This window comes from Gimesia sp., from assembly GCF_048260065.1.
Lineage (GTDB): Bacteria > Planctomycetota > Planctomycetia > Planctomycetales > Planctomycetaceae > Gimesia.
The window spans coordinates 1-18,411 of sequence record NZ_JBLXHC010000026.1 but is presented as its reverse complement, the minus strand read 5'-3'; the positions used below and the strand labels follow the sequence as shown (position 1 = coordinate 18,411).

Annotated in this window: 17 protein-coding genes; 8 read left to right on the top strand and 9 right to left on the bottom strand. The window is 52.1% G+C overall.

Features of this window, described 5'->3' with window-relative positions:
• Positions 1–120 precede the first annotated feature (120 nt).
• From ACN0YN_RS28995 to ACN0YN_RS28980, 4 genes are all read right to left on the bottom strand, one after another.
• Complete coding sequence (locus ACN0YN_RS28995; RefSeq protein ID WP_417388388.1) at positions 121–1,080, bottom strand: ABC transporter permease; 960 nt, start codon at positions 1,078–1,080, stop codon at positions 121–123.
• Positions 1,077–2,582, bottom strand: coding sequence for a sugar ABC transporter ATP-binding protein (locus ACN0YN_RS28990; protein WP_417388387.1), 1,506 nt, complete (start codon positions 2,580–2,582; stop codon positions 1,077–1,079). Before ACN0YN_RS28990 ends, ACN0YN_RS28995 begins: the two co-directional genes overlap by 4 nt.
• Before the next feature lie 3 nt (positions 2,583–2,585).
• Complete coding sequence (locus tag ACN0YN_RS28985; RefSeq protein ID WP_417388386.1) at positions 2,586–3,551, bottom strand: sugar ABC transporter substrate-binding protein; 966 nt, start codon at positions 3,549–3,551, stop codon at positions 2,586–2,588.
• 148 nt (positions 3,552–3,699) lie between these two features.
• On the bottom strand, positions 3,700–5,538 hold the full coding sequence (locus tag ACN0YN_RS28980; protein WP_417388385.1) for a polysaccharide biosynthesis protein: 1,839 nt from the start codon (positions 5,536–5,538) through the stop codon (positions 3,700–3,702).
• A 464-nt stretch (positions 5,539–6,002) separates the two neighbouring features.
• Here ACN0YN_RS28980 and ACN0YN_RS28975 point away from each other — a divergent pair, with 464 nt between their 5' ends.
• The 7 genes from ACN0YN_RS28975 (at position 6,003) to ACN0YN_RS28945 (ending at position 14,098) form a co-directional block, all read left to right on the top strand.
• Positions 6,003–6,608 (top strand): anthranilate synthase component II, encoded by a 606-nt coding sequence (locus tag ACN0YN_RS28975; protein WP_417388384.1) that lies wholly within the window; start codon positions 6,003–6,005, stop codon positions 6,606–6,608.
• Positions 6,609–6,629: 21 nt separating this feature from the next.
• The gene (gene glp, locus ACN0YN_RS28970; RefSeq protein WP_417388383.1) at positions 6,630–7,844 is read left to right on the top strand and encodes a gephyrin-like molybdotransferase Glp; all 1,215 of its coding nucleotides are present in this window, start codon (positions 6,630–6,632) and stop codon (positions 7,842–7,844) included.
• Positions 7,845–8,089: 245 nt separating this feature from the next.
• Positions 8,090–9,979: an apolipoprotein N-acyltransferase gene (gene lnt, locus ACN0YN_RS28965; RefSeq protein ID WP_417388382.1), complete on the top strand. Its 1,890-nt coding sequence runs from the start codon at positions 8,090–8,092 to the stop codon at positions 9,977–9,979.
• Positions 9,980–10,280: 301 nt separating this feature from the next.
• Complete coding sequence (locus ACN0YN_RS28960; RefSeq protein WP_417388381.1) at positions 10,281–11,756, top strand: DUF4339 domain-containing protein; 1,476 nt, start codon at positions 10,281–10,283, stop codon at positions 11,754–11,756.
• Positions 11,757–11,834: 78 nt separating this feature from the next.
• Positions 11,835–12,248 carry a hypothetical protein gene (locus ACN0YN_RS28955; protein WP_417388380.1) on the top strand — a complete coding sequence of 138 codons (414 nt, stop codon included), beginning with the start codon at positions 11,835–11,837 and terminating at the stop codon, positions 12,246–12,248.
• Between the two features lie 246 nt (positions 12,249–12,494).
• Entirely contained in the window at positions 12,495–13,574 is a 1,080-nt protein-coding gene (locus tag ACN0YN_RS28950; protein WP_417388379.1) for a DUF1559 domain-containing protein, read from the top strand.
• 206 nt (positions 13,575–13,780) lie between these two features.
• Entirely contained in the window at positions 13,781–14,098 is a 318-nt protein-coding gene (locus tag ACN0YN_RS28945; RefSeq protein ID WP_417388378.1) for a hypothetical protein, read from the top strand.
• A 15-nt stretch (positions 14,099–14,113) separates the two neighbouring features.
• Here the strand turns inward: ACN0YN_RS28945 and ACN0YN_RS28940 are convergent, their stop codons facing one another.
• Both ACN0YN_RS28940 and ACN0YN_RS28935 read right to left on the bottom strand, forming a co-directional pair.
• Positions 14,114–14,569: a hypothetical protein gene (locus ACN0YN_RS28940; RefSeq protein WP_417388377.1), complete on the bottom strand. Its 456-nt coding sequence runs from the start codon at positions 14,567–14,569 to the stop codon at positions 14,114–14,116.
• Between the two features lie 41 nt (positions 14,570–14,610).
• A complete protein-coding gene (locus ACN0YN_RS28935) occupies positions 14,611–15,798 on the bottom strand; it encodes a ribonuclease D (RefSeq protein WP_417388376.1) in 1,188 nt (395 codons plus the stop codon).
• A 344-nt stretch (positions 15,799–16,142) separates the two neighbouring features.
• Here ACN0YN_RS28935 and ACN0YN_RS28930 point away from each other — a divergent pair, with 344 nt between their 5' ends.
• Positions 16,143–16,859, top strand: a complete 717-nt coding sequence (locus ACN0YN_RS28930; protein ID WP_417388375.1) for an OmpA/MotB family protein — start codon at positions 16,143–16,145, stop codon at positions 16,857–16,859.
• Positions 16,860–16,892: 33 nt separating this feature from the next.
• Here ACN0YN_RS28930 and ACN0YN_RS28925 read toward each other — a convergent pair whose 3' ends face one another.
• The 3 genes from ACN0YN_RS28925 to ACN0YN_RS28915 all read right to left on the bottom strand — a co-directional run.
• Positions 16,893–17,225, bottom strand: a complete 333-nt coding sequence (locus tag ACN0YN_RS28925) for a hypothetical protein (protein ID WP_417388374.1) — start codon at positions 17,223–17,225, stop codon at positions 16,893–16,895.
• Positions 17,226–17,569: 344 nt separating this feature from the next.
• Positions 17,570–18,163, bottom strand: a complete 594-nt coding sequence (locus ACN0YN_RS28920; RefSeq protein ID WP_417388373.1) for a hypothetical protein — start codon at positions 18,161–18,163, stop codon at positions 17,570–17,572.
• The coding region (locus ACN0YN_RS28915) for a hypothetical protein (RefSeq protein ID WP_417388372.1) at positions 18,138–18,411 on the bottom strand (274 nt) is incomplete at its 5' end. The genes ACN0YN_RS28915 and ACN0YN_RS28920, both read right to left, overlap by 26 nt.

Sequence of the window (18,411 nt, the reverse complement as noted above, 5' to 3'; positions counted from 1 at the left end):
CCCATCCGTACACAGCAAGTCTAGCTCACGACTTTGCACTCGTCATAAAAAATGACAACCTTTTCGCAGACTTCTCTGCCTGCGTATTCACTACAACCCACACAAAGAAATGATTCTCACTTAAACCGTCGATCGATTGCGTCGCACATCAATATAAACGGCAATGAGAATCACTGCCCCTTTTACTATGTATTGCAGTGAATAATGAATGCCAGCCTGATTAAGACCTTTATCAAGTATACCGATAATAACAGCGCCAATCAAGGTGCCAAAAATGGTTCCCCTGCCGCCGGTAAAGCTGGTACCCCCTACAACCACAGCTGCGATGGCCGTCAGCTCAAACATTTCTCCTGAACCAGGCTCCGCAGAGTACAGTTGGGAAGTGTGAATCATGCCCGCGACCCCCGCCAGCAGCGAGCAGATCAGGTAGACCGTCACTTCCACCCGAACCACGGGAATGCCTGCATACAAGGCTGCTTCACGATTACCTCCCAGCGCATAAACATGCTGGCCAAAACGGGTACGGTGCAGAAGCAGCGCCATCACAACAAACAGGGTCAGCATGACCACGACAGGAACGGGCACTACGCCAAAAAGTCGCCCATTGCCAATCGCCAGTAAAATCGTCTGCTGATCTCCAATTGGAATTGGCAAGCCGCTGTTAAAACGCAGTGCACAACCGCGGGCAATCAGCATGGAGGCCAGCGTAATAATGAAAGGAGGCATTGCCGTTTTTGCAGCCGCGATGCCATGAAAGGTTCCAAAAATCGCCGCCACTCCCAGACCGGCCAGGATCGAGAGCACCAGGTAAAAGACATTCTGCGTGTCTCCGGAAATGGTGGAGAGACAATACACGGTCGTCGTTCCCACCAGTGCCACCATGGCGCCGACAGAGAGATCAATCCCGCCAATCAGGATCACCAGCGTCATCCCCAGCGCGAGGATTGTATTAACGGAGATCTGCTGCGTCAGGTCCAGCATGTTTTCCGGAGTTAAAAATGTGGGAACCCAGATGCGAAACAGCAGGAGTAAAATCACAATTGCCACCAGCAGGGGCACCATTTGTCTGACTACCTTCACGCTTCCTCTCCTGTCAGTTTCTGCATGATCTGTGCTGCGGTGATACTCTCTGCAGGATAAACGCCCGTCAGTCGTCCTGATTGAAAGGTGCCGACCTGATGCGAAATATTCAGAACCTCATCCAGGTCAGATGAGATCAGAATCAGCGCCATCCCCTGCCTGACCAGTTCACCAATCAGTCGATACAGGTCTTCGCGTGCGCCGACATCAATGCCTCGCGTGGGTTCATCGAGGATTAAGATTTTCGGTGGCTCTTCCATCCAGCGACCGACGAGAACTTTCTGCTGATTGCCCCCCGAAAGATCGCGAACAGGCTGTTCGGGATCGGACAGTCGCACACCAAATCCATTGATGGTGCGCCCGACAATTTCTCTGCGACTCTTTTCATTAAAGCGTAAGCCGTGAATCCATTTTTTCAGCCAGGGAAGTGTGATATTAAACGCCACTGACTGTTCTGTGATGAGCCCCTGGTGTTTTCGATCTTCGGGAACCAGAACCAGTCCCTGCCTCAAAGCATCCCGGGGGCTGTGAATTTGCACGGTTTTTCCATCGATAGAGATCGTCCCCTCAAGAATACGATCGACGCCGAACAGGGCGCGGGCCAGTTCGGTGCGGCCTGCTCCGACGAGGCCCGACAGTCCCAGCACTTCCCCATAACGGACTTCGAACGAGACATTGTGCACGTAAGCCGAACCGAGCCCCTCTACTTTCAATGCGATTTCACCCGGCTCATAAGGGGGGCGGGGAAAATGCTCTTTGATGTCGCGGCCCACCATCCATTCAATCAGCGTGGCCGGTTCAATCTCTCCAGCCCTGGCAGTACCGACCGTCCTGCCATCGCGCAACACGGTGATCCGATCTGAGAGGCGCGTGATCTCTTCCATGCGATGCGAAATATAAATGATGCCAACCCCCTGTGCTTTCAGTTGACGCAGCGTGGTAAAGAGGGCTTCGACTTCCGTTTCTGACAATGACGATGTCGGCTCGTCCAGAATTAAAACCCGCGCCTCCTGCGAGAGTGCCCGGGCGATTTCTACCAGTTGCTGATGCGCCGTGCTGAGCTGCGATACGACGGCTGTGACATCCCTGATTTCGGTGAGTCCCAGTCGCGAGAGTAATGCTGCGGCACGTCGATTCATTTCTTTTCGTTGCAGTAACCCAAACCGGACCGGTTCACGACCGAGGAAAATATTTTCTGCTACGGTGAGATTGGGAGCCAGCGAGAGTTCCTGGTGAATCAAGAGGATTTTGAGTTGATCGGCGTCTGTGACCTGCCGGAGCTGCACCTGTTTTTCACCCGACCAGATCTCGCCGGCATCGGGCTGGTAGATACCTCCCAGAATTTTGATCAGCGTACTTTTGCCGGCGCCGTTTTCTCCCAGCAGGGTATGAATCTCACCTGCTGCTACAGAGAAACTCACATCATCCAGAGCCGTTACGTTTCCGAAGCGTCTGGTAATCCCCTGAAGTCGAAGGAGTGGCGCGGCGCTGGCGACAGACATGATTTACTGAGGCTCCAGATACTGCTCCGCATTTTCGGCTGTGATCAGTTCCACGCGTACTTTGACATCTTTGTCGACCGGTTCTCCTTTGAGGTGCGCCAGCATTTTTTCCGCAGCGATCTTGCCGATCTCATGGGGAAACTGGGCCGAGGTGGAATGCAGCTTGCCCGCCTGGATTGCTTTGATCCCGGCCTGCGAACCATCGACGGTGACAATCGTCACCTGATCCAGCTTGTTGGCCGAGTCGAGTGCCGAAATGACGCCGAGCGCGTTCGGATCGTTGATCGCAAAGACAGCATCCAGATCGGGGTAGCGGCCGATCAAGTCGCGCATCACCGGGCGCGCCCCTTCGGTTGTTCCCTGGGCTTCCTGGACATCCAGAATTTTCATCTCCGGATGTTTTTCCATTTCGGTTTTGAACCCTTCGACCCGATCGATACAGGCTTTGTTGACCGACAGATGCAGTACAACCAGTCTGGCTTTGGGATTCACTTTCGCGAGTGCCTGAGCGGCCAGTTCGCCGGCGAGAACATTATCGGAAGCCACGGTGCAGACAATCAGATCTTCATCCGCTTTTTTCACCGGCGCATCAACGATGATGATGGGCACTTTTTTTCGGCTGGCTTCGAGCAAAGATCCTTTGAGGCCTTCCCAGTTAACCGGATTCACAAAAATGCCGGCGACGTTCTGCAGGATCAGATCGGAGAGATCGTTCTTCTGTTTGAGCGAGTTGAACTGCGCATCGAGGATGACCAATCGGTCGCCGTTCGCTGCGAGTTCTTTTTTCAAACCTTCACCCAGATCGACAAAGAACGGGTTATTCATGGTTTGAAAGGAGGCACCGAACAGCCTGCCTGAAGTCTCTTCCGAGCCTGACGGAGAGGAGCCGGAATCAGGACTGTTACTGCAACCAGTGATGCTGATCGTCAGCAGAGTCAGCGGGATTAAAAACCGTAGCGCACTGTTCATAACCAACCTTCGTTTCTGTGGAAGACGGAATATTTCCCATAAAACGATCACTTCTCTTCATCTTATAACTAACAGATTCAGTCGGTGAAGAAAAGCGCAGGCTGAAAAACAGACGAGGGGCTCGATTCGAACAGAACAGGTCCGGCAATTACGCAGCGCGTTTTACCGATGCAGGTGCAGGCTTGTTCGAAGAAGGCTGAAACTCCGGCAGGATGCGTTGGATCTCAGCCAGGATCAGCGGTGAAGTCTGTTCCGTGAGTTGCGATAGTCTCTCAAACGCTTCCAGAATGAACTGTTCGCTGAAGGTGACTTTTTCGGCAACCATAATTTTGGGATGGCATGTGGGCAGATGCTTTTCGCCGTCGACATGCAGTTCTTCGTAAAGTTTTTCACCCGGCCTGAGCCCGGTAAATTCGATTTCAATGTCTTCGCCCAGTTTGAGTCCGGAAAGGTGCACGAGGTCGGCTGCCAGGTCGGTGATGCGGACCGGCTCACCCATGTCGAGCACAAAGATCTCTCCGCCGCGTCCCATGGCGCCTGCCTGAATCACCAGCTGAGAGGCTTCCGGAATGGTCATGAAGAACCGCTGCATGCGTTCGTCGGTCACGGTAATCGGGCCGCCATTCTGAATCTGCTGTGTGAAGATCGGCACGACACTGCCGGCAGAGCCCAGCACGTTTCCAAAGCGGACGGTCACAAAATGACATTTCGAACGAGCCGCCAGAGATTGCACATACAGTTCGGCAATGCGTTTGTTGGCTCCCATGACATTGGTAGGGTTCACGGCTTTGTCAGAAGAGATCATCACGAAGGAACCGACTTCGAATTCCTCAGCCAGGTCTGCCAGACGCTTTGTTGCCAGGGCAATATTCTTTACCGCTTCGCCGGGATTGCTCTCCATCAGCGGAACATGTTTGTAGGCGGCGGCATGAAACAGAATATCGGGCCGAAATTCCTGCATGACGGCCCGTATTCGTTTGGAGTCGTTGATATCGGCGATGACGACATCAAATCGACCGGCATATCCCAGTTTGTTCAATTCGCGTTCCAGATAGAACTGACTGTTCTCGGAACGATCGACGAGTATCAGTCTCCGTGGAGAAAACTGCAGGAGCTGACGGCAGATCTCAGAGCCGATACTTCCTGCACTCCCGGTAACCATCAACACGCGATCATCCATCCAGTTGCGGATGTTGGGCATGTCAAGTTGCACCGGTTCTCTACCCAGCAGGTCTTCAATACAGACCGGGCGGGGTTTCATTTCGACTTTGCCTGAGAGCAGTTGCTGATAGCTGGGCAACACCTGCACGCGAATCTCAGCAGAGTTTCCTGCTTCGACCAGTTGTCGAATCGTTTTGCCCGGAAATTCATCCGCGGGCAACAGGATATCCGACACTTCGTATTTTTCCGCCAGGGAACACATTTCCTGCAGTGAGCCGAGAACGGGAACATTATTGATCCGCGTACCTATGCGACTGGTGTGATCATCCAGAAAACCGACAACCCGCAGGCTGGAGTTTTTATTGCGTTCAATCATTCGCAGTAAAGCGGCACCAGATTCATTGGCACCTAAAATAAATGTCGGTTTGCAGTTTTCCTGCTGACGCAGAATACGGCCACTGTCCTGCACCATGCGAATCACGGCGCAAAAGCCACAGACGACCAGGATGGTAGAACCCCAGTCGATCAGAAATACGGAACGGGGCAGCATGAACTGTGGAAAGACAAGATAGTCAACCATCACCAGAGCAGCAGAACTGATGGTCGCTGCTCTGGCCAGATTAAAGACGTCACGCGTCGTGATGTAACGACTGCGAATTTTATAAACGCCGGTACCCCAGAAGGTGAATGTTTTCAGCCCGACCGCCCAGAGGACCGTGGCACGAAACATACGAAATCCATTTTCACCCAGAACACCATCGATGTTGAGAGAACCTTCGAAGCGCAGCCAGAAAGACAGGTAGTAGATCGCGCAAAAGATCGGCAAAAATACCACCATCCAAAAGAGCTGGCGACGCGTGACGGAATGGTTCCGCAGCCATTTCGATTTCGGTATGGAGTTCAACATTAACCCTCAAAGGTTCTCACTCTGACAGCTGGTCAGCACCGCCAGAAACAATATACATAAAAACAGACTCTTAAATGACTTGAGCACTTAAGGAGTGGGGTCATAACAATTTTGGCCATTTCTCGTCAACATCAAAATTCTTAAGAACAAAGCAGTTAGCAGCTTGTCTAATTCTCTGAGGAAGCCGCGGAATGACAGGTTGAAATGAAACCGCTGACTCAAGTCGCTTTTCCCCAGATAGTTGATTATGATGAACGGCGGTCAAACCGTTTGCCTGCCTCGATTTGGCATCTGTGTCCTCGATGTGACTGGAAGACCAGTCTTGGAAGGGGCCGGAATACGACTGCGGTGAAACTGTAAATACTTTATTGATAAGGTGTAACGTGATATTCGTTCTCGATAACTACGATTCATTTACCTATAATCTGGTACAACGGTTCGGCGAAATTGATTCCAGCCTGAAGATGGAGGTGGTGCGGAACGACCAGACCACCATTGCGGAAATCGAAGCGGCTGCACCGGAAAAAATAATCATCTCCCCGGGTCCGTGTACCCCGAGTGAAGCCGGTCTTTCGAAAGAGATCATCGCCCATTTTGCCGGTAAGATCCCGATTCTAGGCGTCTGCCTGGGACATCAGTGTATCGCGGAAGTCTTTGGCGCGCAGGTGGTGCGTGCTCCGCGGCTGATGCATGGAAAAGTCTCCCTGGTCCACCACAATGGAACGGGCGTTTTTCAGAATCTCCCCTCTCCCTTTCAGGCTACCCGTTATCACAGCCTGATTGTGCCGGAAGATTCGTGTCCCGACGAACTGGAAATCTGTGCCTGGGTGGAAGAAGAGGGGCACCCCAAAGAAGTCATGGGACTGAAGCATCGTGATTTCTCAGTTCATGGCGTTCAGTTTCATCCCGAAAGTTTTCTGACTCTGGATGGTCTGACGTTACTGAAAAACTTCCTGCAGATGCCGGCAGAACAACTCAGCAATTCTTAAAACAGGAGAGGGAGCACGCGCATGCTGTCAGCTCAAGAAGCATTTCAACTGATCCTGAAAACCGTGAAACCCGCCCCTCCCGAACAGCGATCGTTATTCGATGCCTGGCATTGCATACTGGCAGAAGACACGGTCAGTGATCTCAACGTCCCCCCCTTCGATAAAGCACTGATGGACGGGTTTGCCGTGAAAAGCAGTGACTTTCAGAATGGGAAAGCCACACTGCAGATCCAGGAAGTCATTTACGCCGGCTCTGTCCCATCAATGGCGCTGCAGTCAGGACAGACATCACAGATCATGACGGGGGCTCCACTGCCTGAAGGGGCCGATGCCGTCGTGCAGATTGAACATTGCCAGATTGATGAAGCAGCACGCGCGGTAAAGATCGACACAGGCACGGTTTCGCCGGGAAAAAACATGCTTCCCAAGGCATCCGTGCTCGAAGCGGGTGCCCCTGTGCTCGCTGCCGGTACCCTGCTGCGACCGCAGGAAATTGGTGCCCTGGCAGAGACCGGCAGCCCGACTGTGATGGTCAGACCTGCTCCCACGGTCGCGATCCTGGCAACAGGAGATGAACTTGTGGCTCCTGAAGAGAGTCCGCAGCCGGGACAGATTCGCAACTCGAATGAGGTCATGCTGCACACACAGATTCTGCAGGCGGATGCAAAACCACAACCACTGGGCATTGCCCGCGATGAACGAAGCCATCTGCGATCCAAAATTCAGGAAGGCTTAAAGAGCGATTTTCTGCTGCTGTCGGGAGGGGTCTCTGCAGGTGAACTGGATCTGGTTCCCTCCGAACTGGAGCAGGCAGGAGTCAAACAGGTCTTTCATATGGTGAACCTGAAACCGGGAAAACCGCTCTGGTTCGGTCTTCTGGAACGGGCGGAAGGGAATCCCTGCTACATCTTTGGATTACCCGGAAACCCTGTCAGCAGCATGGTTTGCTTCGAATTATTCGTCCGAACTGCGATCCGTCAGTTCATGGGCGCTCCTGCTCCCCAGCCTCATGTTATACAGGCGCGACTCAATCACGACTTTCACACCAGCGGAAATCGGCCCACATATCAGCCGGCGCAACTGGAATGGGAGACAGGCGAAGCGGTCGTTTCCCCTTTAATAACAATGGGTTCCGCCGATTTGAACTCAACAGTGAAAGCAAATTCGGTCGCGTTATTCCCCACGGGAAATCAACATTATCAGGCGGGTTTAAAAGTTGACGTCTTTTTATGGTAGCAACGCGAGTTTCCGCCCTGATTGATCTACTCTTAAATCGCTGATTTCATTAAAAATCACGCCAATCAGACTACGAAGGTGGGTAATCTCCGTCATTACCCCCATTCAGGATCAAAAAATTGACGTAGTAAGTTACATCGTACGAATAAAAAACCGGACCGGTTTCGAGGAAACAGGATGTTTCCCTGACTGAGAGGATTTTGAAAACCTCAGTCGGCAGTCACCGAATTCCAAGGATGGAAATCATGAGCTTAACGACATCAACCTTCGAACAATCTCACTCTGATGAATCTGTAGAACCACATCCTGTGTCTGATCAATTACCCTCAAAGCCGAATGAATCAAAAAACCAGCCTCTGGGTGAGGACGTGCAGAATATCATCAATACGGCACGAACTTCTCCGGCTCCGGCGCGAGGCGCATTTTTTGTTTCATTACTGACAGCCGTCCTGATGTGGGCGAGTTTCACACCAGTCGACTTTGGTCCGCTGGGCTGGGTCTGCCTGATCCCCATGTTGCTGCTGGTCCGCATCCCGCGTCGAACACGGTTGATGTACACGGCCATCTATTCCGGCGGGCTGCTGTTCACGGTATCCGCGTTTCAGTGGATGCGACTGGGGGACCCGACCATGTATATCGCCTGGATTGCGCTGGCGATTTATGTCGCCTGCTATTTTCCCGTGTTTGTTTTACTGTCGCGGATTGCCGTCCATCAGTTTCGTGTCCCCCTGCCTGTCGCCGCCCCGGTTGTCTGGGTGGGGCTGGAATACATCCGCGCTTACATGCTGACCGGGTTTTCCTGGTACTACATCGGCCACACACAATATCGCTGGATCGAACTGATTCAGATCAGTGATCTCACCGGCGCGTATGGCGTCAGTTTTATTGTGGTAATGATGGCAGCCTGTTTTGCCTGCCTGCTACCCAACTCACTGTTGATCCGCCTGAAACTGTTTCCGATGAAACTGACGGAAGATGATCAGAAACTGAATGAGATCGGCGGAAAGCAGGTCCTGCAGACTGCAGTTTGCTTAAGCCTGTTCTTTGCCGTTCTCGGCTACGGTTATGTTCGTCGTTCGCAGGCAGAATTTCAGGATGGTCCGCGTACCGCTTTAATTCAGGCGAATTTTCCTTCAACAGTGAAACACAATCCGAATGAATGGCGGTCGATCTATCTGAAGCATCTGGAACTGATGGGCGCCGCGGTACGTGATCAGCCCGACCTGGTCGTCTGGCCGGAAACAATGTTCCGCTGGCCGCTACTGGAAAGCAACGGAAAGACGACGGAAGAACTGGATGAAGTCGCTTCGGCGATACCACTGGATAAATGGAAAGATCGATCGGTACACAAAGTCCTGGGGAATATGAGCCAGGAAGCGAATGCGGCTTTGGTGATCGGCGTGGATGTCATCGCCGCCGGTGATGAAAAAATAGAACAATACAACTCCGCCGTCTTCGTTCGTCCAGATTATGGCATCCACGGTCGTTACGATAAAATTCATCGTGTTCCCTTTGGTGAATACATGCCTCTGAAAGACACCCTGCCTTTCCTGCAGGTGTTCTCTCCCTATGGTGCCGGGTTTGGAATTGACCCGGGTAAACATGTTGCCAACTTCGAATACAAGAACTGGAACTTCGCACCGCTGATCTGTTTTGAAGATACCGTACCTCACCTGGTTCGTACGATGCTGAAACCAGCGGCCACTTCCGAGTCAGCCAAACCTGTGGACTGCCTGGTGAATCTGACCAATGACGGCTGGTTTCACGGTTCGAGCGAACTGGATCAGCATCTGATTACTGCTGCGTTCCGTTGTGTGGAAAATCGGACCCCCATGGTCCGCGCCGTAAACACGGGGATCTCGGCGGTCATCGATGGTGATGGTATGATTCGCGAACCCGATTTATTCCTCGACTGGGATAATCAGAAACGAAGCACACTGGTGAACCCGAAAACCGGACGCTGGAACAAATCGCTGAACGCCGTGGTCATCGATGAGGTTCCCTTGGATAACCGCAGCAGTCTCTACACCCGATTCGGTGACTGGTTCGCAGGTGCCTGCTGTTTTTGTGTCCTCTTTCTGTTCTTCATGAGTCTGCTCAGTTGGAAACGCGGTTCCACTCCAGCGACAGCGTAAACCTCAGTTACGCTCCGGATTGCCTGGTTCGAGTGTGAGTGATCGGCACTGCGGGACTCAACTTCGACCCACATTCTGCGATTCTCTGTGGGGAATCTGAGTGCTGCCCGGTCAGATTAGACCGATCCGCATGGTTCTGGCTGGTTTTTGCCGGTTTTTGGAAAAATACGGTGGAAAACGATAGGTATGTGCCCTACCCTGACCGCTAAAATAAGAGGCAGGGCGCGCCTGTCAATGTGTGCCCCTGCTCAAATTTGAATACACCCTCTCAAAACATGCGTACGAAGATTGTTAGCTCAAAATGGCACGCGACAGCTGGTACTTTAAACGTTCGACGGAAACCGAAGGACCAATTACATTTGAAGAACTGTTTACCATGGCACAACAGGGTGAACTGTCTCCTCATATGGAAATCCGCAGTGGTGAAACCGGAAACTGGTTCCCTGCTGAGGAGATGGGAGGTCTGTTCGATTCCTCTTCCAGTGGTGAAATCCCTTCACTCGATGATTTTTCCATCGTAGATTCCTCATTTGGCGTTGAGCCGGAACCTGATGTTCCCAACCTGGATGGTTTTTCGATCGTCGAAGAAGAAGACAAACTTTCGAGTGAGCTGGAATCCCAGTTGCCCCGGTTTGCGACTCTGGAAGCGGTGCGGAGCAAGCATCAGAAGATTCAGTGGTATTGTCGCGTTCTGAACCATGAACTGGGTCCGATGTCAGCTGACGACCTGATGCACATGCTGTTTGATGGTGAGCTGGCGCCGAACGACGAAGTCAAATCTTCTGCTGAACCAGAGTGGGTTCCCGCGCGAACAGTGGTCTTCCTGAGTTCGTCCGGCACTGATCTGGACGTGATTGACTCGGAAGAGGATTCGGTCGAAGAACTGGTACCAGCCTCAGGTGAAGCTGCTGAAGAGCAGCAGACTGAATCGAAAGAAGAAGCGGTTGAACCAGAGAAGGCGCCAGAGCCTCCCCCGCCACCGATTCTGAAAGTCCGTTCGAAACAGAAGTGGTACTGCAAACTGGGAGGCATGGGTTACGGTCCGATTGAAGCACACAAGATCAAGATGTGGGCCGAACAGCAACGTGTTGAACCGACAGACCTGCTGAAGCTGGGCCGCAAAGGGGAATGGTTTGAAGCCTGGCAGATTGAAGCGCTGCAACTGAAAAAGCCTGTACCGAAGGCAGCAGAACCGGAAGTAGAAGCAGACACGTCTGCTGCTGAATCAGAAGCGAAACCAGCGGCGACTCCTGCAGCGGCACCGGTACCAATGCCAGCTGCGCCTGCCACTCCTGTCGCCGCAGCAGTGCCACCGGCGGCACGAGCGAAGCCGAAAATTCAGGTCCAGCGTTCAAACCCGCTGGAAGCTCTGGGACCATTGATGGATCCCAAAATATTAGGCGGAGTCGTAGGCGTTGTCGCGTTAGTCGCAGTCCTGTTTTTTGTTCCCCTGGGTGATTTGTTTTCTCCCAGTGGTAAAGAAGAACTTGCCAAGTTCCAGGCCTTCTACCAGGAATTCAAGGCATTACAGTCTAAGCAGGCCGGTCCTGGTGAATACGCGGCTCTGAAAACCAAAGCCGATACCGAACTGGGCCCTATCGTAAAAGAGCTGGATAATACCGCCGGTTCAGACTACCCTGCGCTGCAGCAACTGCTTTGGGCAGGTCGCGACTATCTCCCTAAGATGCTGGAAAACCCGGGGCCGGAACCCTCTCGCGATCAGGAAAAATTTGAAACGTGCCTGAAGGAAGCGGAACGACTGATGAATAAGAAGTAAGGATAAAGCTTTGTACAAATCGCGTTTGTCTTTACCGCATTAATCATATCCTTTTGAAACTTTCCCCGGTTAAAAAAAATGGATACAGAATCTCCCCTCCCTGCCCGTAAAAAACGATTTCCTTTCATGATCGTACTGGCAGTGCTGGCGCTGGTTGTCGGTTATACACTACTGGTGATGGAGGGACGCAATCTGGAATACAAAAAGATCAAAGCCGTTCATCTGGAATTTCTGGAACTCCAGAAAAAGGGAGCCAGCGATGCGGAATGGGAGTCATTCAAGCAGAGTGTCCACACCAGAATCGATCCCATCATCAAAAAACTGGAAGCGACTGTTACATCAGAATTCCCGGTGAAGCAGCAGTTGTACTGGGCTACGCGGGACCATCTGTATCCCATGCTGGATAATGCGCGCGTCGAGAAAAGCAGAGAGCAGGAAAAGTTTGAAAAGCACCTGGAAGAGGCAGAGCGGTTGATAAATAAACAACCCTAATTATTGCATTTCTCCGTTTCTTCAAAATTGCTAGAATCTGGACCCCACGTTGGATCAACGTTTTTTGAAATTAACTGCTGTCCTCTGGTTTTAGCGGATGCTAAAATTACTTGTTGAGCGACAGTAAAACTGATTCCTACCTGGATCCCCCCCTGAAATTTTTTTAAGTAATCCTGCCGGGTCTTGCTCGCTCACAAAACCCGAAATTATCCTGCGTCTAATCCTGCAAACTGGAGAGAGCCTGTCATGAACGCTCAAGTTACGTCACGTCGAAATCGGGGTTTCACCCTGATTGAACTTCTGGTTGTGATTGCCATTATTGCAATCCTCATTGCCCTGTTACTGCCTGCAGTTCAACAGGCTCGTGAAGCTGCCCGTCGCAGTGCGTGTAAAAATAACCTGAAACAACTCGGGTTAGCGATGCACAACTATCATGAAACCCATGGTATTTTCCCACGTGCAAACTTCGAAAAACAGAATGACTCTACTTACGGGTATGGTAACTATTCGTACTTTTCGTTCTCAGCCCAGACCATGTTGCTCCCCTTCATGGACCAGGCGAATATTTACAACCAGTTCAACTTCTCACTGGCCCCTAACCAGGCACCCAATGATACAGTCAAGCGAGCCGTCATTCCGGCCTTCCTGTGTCCCTCTGATCCGAGTAGCATTCAGAATGGTGGCGGGTATGGATCCGGTCCAGGGAACAACTATGCCGTCTGTGCCGGTCCCTCGATCTTCTGGTTTGGCTTTGGTCCCTCGACCAACACCACTCCCCAAAACCTGCAGCACCAGGTGGGGATGTTCAACTATCGTAAAGCGATTCGCATCCGTGATCTCACGGACGGCAGTTCCAATATCATTGCAGCCGGCGAACTGATGAAGGGTGACGGTAACAACGATGCTTCCCTGATTGGTGAAGGGGATACCATCCGCGCTGGTTCAAGAGGAAGTACTGCCAGCTCCTTCCCTAACTACAACGATGTCAAAAACTGGGGTGCATCCTGCCTGGCGAAAAAGAATTCGCCCCCGGCTTCTCCTGCACCTCGTGGCGACACTGGTTCCAACTGGGTTTACGGTAACGGCGGTCTGACCGTGTTCAACACACTGCTCAACCCGAACTCGATCTACCCGAACTGTGTGACCTGCTCCAGCTGTGGAACGAATGATGCCCCTGGCCTGTTCCCTGCCCGCAGCCGTCACGTCGGTGGTGCGCATGTCCTGATGGGCGACGGTGCCACCCGGTTCATCAGTGCCAACATTGATAATACAACCTGGCAGAATCTGGGTGCGATTCAGGACGGAAACGTTCTGGGCGAGTTCTAGAGCACACTACGTTTCAGTATAGCGTCTCTCAATCTAATCTACCCGGGCCTGATAACCCTGGAAACGCTATAGTAAAACTGGACACAGTCTAGAGCACACTGTCTGAAAAGTGTTTTAAGATTCAATGAGCAGCATGGGAGTTTCGACTCTCATGCTGTTTTTCCACACAAGGCTGATCCCTTATCTGATAATTGAAAGCAAGATACATGAAATCACTCTTTGCGCTCCTGACGGGTCTGGCACTGATGTTCCCTGTGATGACAGGCTGTTCCGGCGAGGCAGAACCAGAGGTTCCTTCCTCCGCAGCCATCATTGCTTCCTTCAAATCGAATCTGCAGGTTGTCGCTGATACCGGCGAAGGCGGAAGTGGACTGGATGTGCTGCGTGCCGACTTTGAAGAACTGCAGAAGCAGGCACCTGAGAAAGCCTCCGCTGTCCAGAAGGATTATGAATCCCTGATGACCGCATCAAAGCCGGAAGACCGGAAAACGCTGGCGGGCAAAATCATCGCTGGTTTAGAGTAACGATTTGTTACTCCATCAGCTTTCGCGCGGCGGATTGACCGGTTTGTTCTTCCACCAGATCATCAACTTTGGGGATAATTTGTCATCATTGAGGATGCCTTCGACCTGGATAAACCGGTCGTCCTTGACGCGATAAATAAAGGACTGCGGTGCCGGTGATTTCCTGCCTTTGTTCGGGCCTTCCAGAACTTCAAGATCGTAATAGATGAAGAGGCGGGCATCTTCCATGCGCTGCAGACGGTACTTTGCCTGATGGTGATGCACGCGTCGTCCCAGTCTGTCGTAGACGGTGACTTTTGAGAGATCGCGGGTTAACTCCTGTTCGACTCGCAGCGGCGATCCTTTAGCATCGTGATCGTTGCGGACCCAGATCCCGGAGATGAGTTCATAGTCTTCTTCGGGAGCCGGCTCTGCCGCCGTACACACTGCTGCCCAAACCAGTAATATTGCCAACCCTGCAACAGACTTCATCGAAAACCTCCCTGTCTTGCACCGAGAGCATTTTATTGCTTTCAGCTGAGTCGTTCGAAATGCAGCGGATGATCCGATTCCGGATCAGCCACCCGCATTGATATTTTCCCATCAAGGACATCGGTTAACAGATCACCGCAGACCTCTGCACGCCAGCCTGCCATCAGCCGCGGACGTTCGTCTGTAATTTCTTTGTAAACGTGGTAGCGAACCAGGTGCCGCAAGTCGGCAGATGTCCCTACGAGTGTCTGTGAGACATTCATCTCGGCACAACGGTTTGCCAGCGCGATCCCCAACAGTTTACCGATGACCTGTTCGTCCTGGTTCTGTTGTGTATTCGGATTTTCCATCAACTGCGGCAGCTGATCGTTGGGTGTCTGTTGTGCTTTCGCAATTCGCTGTACCACTTCGGGGGCCAGCTTGAACATATTCTTACGGTTCAGGTCCCGGGTCGCCGTCAGATCCTGAGGCGTAGCTGGTTTGCGGCGTGCGAGTTCGATTAACAGATCATCGCGGAGAATTCTGCGTGCCGGCTGGTTCTTTTCCTGAGCCACTTCATCGCGCCAGTCGTACAGTTCACGTACAATCGCCAGCTCGCGCGGTTTCAGTTTGTGCAACCCGGAAACGCGACGCCAGTTCTCCCGGTGGAATTCGGAATCCACTTCGTCAATCATCCGTTGAAACTCGGCTTCGGCCCAGTCGAGCCTTCCCAGTTCCATCAACTCTTTTTCCTGGATTTTCCAGATCTTGAGCACGAACTTGACGTCATCCAGAGCATACTTGATCTGCTGTTGAGTCAGCGGGCGTCGTCGCCAGTCGGTTCGGGTCTCTTTACTGCCCGCTTTTTCATTCAGCACACGCGCCACCAGCGCGGTGTACGAGATGGGAAAACTCCGCGAGCGCAGGCCTTCCGCGATCTGCAGATCGATCAGCTTTTGAGGCTTCTTCCCGGAGAAATGGCGACAGAAACGAACTTCTTCACGACCGCCATGCACGACAACGGTTGTCGTATCATTTGTCATGATGTCCCACCAGGGGGACAAATCTTCAATTTCGTAAGGGTCGACGGCGACAGCCTGACCATTGACGGCAAATTGCAGCAGCGAGAGTTCAGGCCGATAGGTGAACTCTGATACAAATTCGGTATCGAATGCAACGATGCCCGCGTCCAGGATTTGATCACATAACGCGATAAACTCGGACTGCTGCACGATGAGGGGGCTCGACATCCTTTGACCACTTCCTTTTCTTTGACCCGAAGCTCAGAACTTCGTCTGACATGATTGCGCTGACTTGACCGTTCCTGCTTAAACCCTAATGTTGTAGATATTTATTGTATTCGTCAATGAACTCAGGCACTTTTTGTGCCTGTGGAGATTATAGTCAGGGCCCCGTCATTGACATTCACCCGGCTTAAAAAACCGGTTGAAGTCGGCTGGTTTGAAAAAACCGGGTAAGTTTCGTCGGCTTCTCTGTCGATTCTGTTAACAGGAGAATCGGTTGCTCAAAACCGAGCGGCAGAATCTGCCGATTGTTAACCTACTTTATAAAACCGCTCCAGGAGCAGATTGTCATGGAAGACGATGGCCCACCGGGAGTCCCGGAGTGGGTGGTGACTTACGGTGATATGATGTCACTGCTGCTCACCTTCTTCATCATGCTGGTTTCGTTGAGCGAAATCGTGAATGATGAAAAATACCGGGCGATCCTGGAATCCATTCAGTCATATACGGGGTATCGGACCGGTCCGATCTCGCCGCCGGGTAAATATTTCCCCATGAACTCGCTGGTTGAACAGATGAGTATGCTGGGGGCCTACACAGACAGTCCCGAGCGCGGTCGCGGGGGGATCAAAACCCGCTCCCTGGAAGGAGATGATGTCCGCGTCTATCGAACACGCGAAGGGGTGCCGGTCCAGGTGGGACGCACCCTGTATTACAACCAGATCGAGATCGACCTGGATCCCAAGCGCCGGGAAAAACTGGACCAGATGATTCCCGAGCTGGCAGGGAAACCAAACAAAATCGAACTGCGGTCCCACACCTCGATCAAACCACTGCCGGCAGATGCCCCTTATCACGACAAACTGGTTCTGACCTACCAGCGGGGACGGAACGTGATGCTGTACCTGATTCAGAAAGGGATCGAGCCGAAACGGATTCGCATCACATCAGCCGCCGACTATGAACCGCCTCTGCAGACCGGTGATGAAAAGTCAGAGCAGATGGATCGCCTGGATGTGTTACTTCTGGATGCCTTCGTGAACGACTATGTCGGCCCCAGAAAGTAACAGATCATACCAGGCTTTGTTTTTTGCTGAGAGTTATTCAGCCATCAGATCTTCAACCAGATGATCGCGACGACGGGCGGCCACATCGTGCATTTTGATGATATGCGGTGCGGAGGCTTCAACGTGTGCTTCATCCAGACGTCTGTTGACAGCAGGAGCCAGGGGTACGAACATCGACGAAACACGGACGTTCATACTGTTCTCTTCTGATTCAGACATTTCCTGATCCTTTATGTTCATTTCATCTAATACGACAGGATTCCAAGTTTCTTTCCGCTGATCGGCTGTGACATAGTGTGTCCGGGCCCAGCGTCTTAATCTCAATTCTGTCACCAGAGAGATCGTACTGTCCAACTCCTTGATCATACCGCGCTATCCTCATTGATGAATCTTCTGAAGCACGTCCTGTTTTCGGGTGCGTCCTGCCTGGTATCACCTCAATCTTTGAGGGACCGAAAGACGCTGCAGCAAACCCGGGTACAGGCTTAAATGTGACTACTAATTCAAATCGTCTGGATACTTACATCAGCCAGAATGATTTTGTTTTTGTCAAGCTGCTTTAAGTAAGATTCCCCCCTGCAGGCAGCTATTGCAGACACAACCCGAAGAACAAGGCTGTTGAGCAGAATGGGCAGGACTATCATCAGGAGACCACACGGCACAATCGAACAGAACGCTACAATCCGCCTCAACGATCAAAGCCGGCACAATCAGTACTCTTCTTCGTCCGGGTCTTCTTCAGGGACGCGATAACGCGATAGCAGTACCGCGAACAGGTTTCGCGTGGATCGGGTCACCGTTTCCAGCTGAGGCGTCTGGGATTCGTGCAGAAACGTAAACGCCAGTACGATGATCACTGCCGCCGTCAACAGGATCGAAGACCGTACCTTCTGATTATCACTGAGCACCCCCAGCATGGGAATATACCAGGCACGGCTGGTGACAGACGCTTTCTGGTTGGGATTCCACTGGGGAACATCCAGCGCATGGTCCGGCTCGACGGCAATACGTTCTTCCCCGGGACTGGTAGCATCAAATTCGACTCGGGCCACTTCAGAACGGAATTCCGGATCATTCTCCAGTGAGTGAGCGATCTCTTTCAGATATTCCACTTGATTTTCCAGCGAAACCAGCTGCACCTGGTTGGTCAGATACTCATTGCGCAAGTTCAGATAAGCCAGATAACGGGGCGCCAGCACCACCGCCGCAAACAGGCTGGCGGAAACGAATAACAGGATCCAGAATGTGAGTGAGATCATCCAGCCGATACTGGATTCGTCATTCTGATTCTGATTGACTGACACAATAAGCACACCCGATTTCAACAACAGGGAAACTGCAGGAAAACAACGCCTGTTTCTCTTTAATCAAAATCGACCACTGCAGACAGGCTTCTTCATCCACTGTCAAACAGTAAGGGTTATCCGCTTTGTCACTAATCTGACGACTGGCGAACGAAGCTCTACTCTGCGGGCATCGGGTAGGAGGGGGATTGCTCCCCCGTCCTCCCACACCACCGTGCGTACGGTTCCGTACACGGCGGTTCAGAACA

Excerpts from the sequence above, each read along its gene's own strand:
- ACN0YN_RS28955 (WP_417388380.1), top strand. The coding sequence starts at position 11,835 with ATGGATACAGAATCTCCCCTCCCTGCCCGTAAAAAACGATTTCCTTTC.
- glp (WP_417388383.1), top strand. The coding sequence starts at position 6,630 with ATGCTGTCAGCTCAAGAAGCATTTCAACTGATCCTGAAAACCGTGAAA.
- ACN0YN_RS28940 (WP_417388377.1), bottom strand. The coding sequence starts at position 14,569 with ATGAAGTCTGTTGCAGGGTTGGCAATATTACTGGTTTGGGCAGCAGTG.
- ACN0YN_RS28930 (WP_417388375.1), top strand. The coding sequence starts at position 16,143 with ATGGAAGACGATGGCCCACCGGGAGTCCCGGAGTGGGTGGTGACTTAC.
- ACN0YN_RS28985 (WP_417388386.1), bottom strand. The coding sequence starts at position 3,551 with ATGAACAGTGCGCTACGGTTTTTAATCCCGCTGACTCTGCTGACGATC.
- ACN0YN_RS28990 (WP_417388387.1), bottom strand. The coding sequence starts at position 2,582 with ATGTCTGTCGCCAGCGCCGCGCCACTCCTTCGACTTCAGGGGATTACC.
- lnt (WP_417388382.1), top strand. The coding sequence starts at position 8,090 with ATGAGCTTAACGACATCAACCTTCGAACAATCTCACTCTGATGAATCT.
- ACN0YN_RS28945 (WP_417388378.1), top strand. The coding sequence starts at position 13,781 with ATGAAATCACTCTTTGCGCTCCTGACGGGTCTGGCACTGATGTTCCCT.
- ACN0YN_RS28950 (WP_417388379.1), top strand. The coding sequence starts at position 12,495 with ATGAACGCTCAAGTTACGTCACGTCGAAATCGGGGTTTCACCCTGATT.
- ACN0YN_RS28935 (WP_417388376.1), bottom strand. The coding sequence starts at position 15,798 with ATGTCGAGCCCCCTCATCGTGCAGCAGTCCGAGTTTATCGCGTTATGT.
- ACN0YN_RS28925 (WP_417388374.1), bottom strand. The coding sequence starts at position 17,225 with ATGATCAAGGAGTTGGACAGTACGATCTCTCTGGTGACAGAATTGAGA.
- ACN0YN_RS28960 (WP_417388381.1), top strand. The coding sequence starts at position 10,281 with ATGGCACGCGACAGCTGGTACTTTAAACGTTCGACGGAAACCGAAGGA.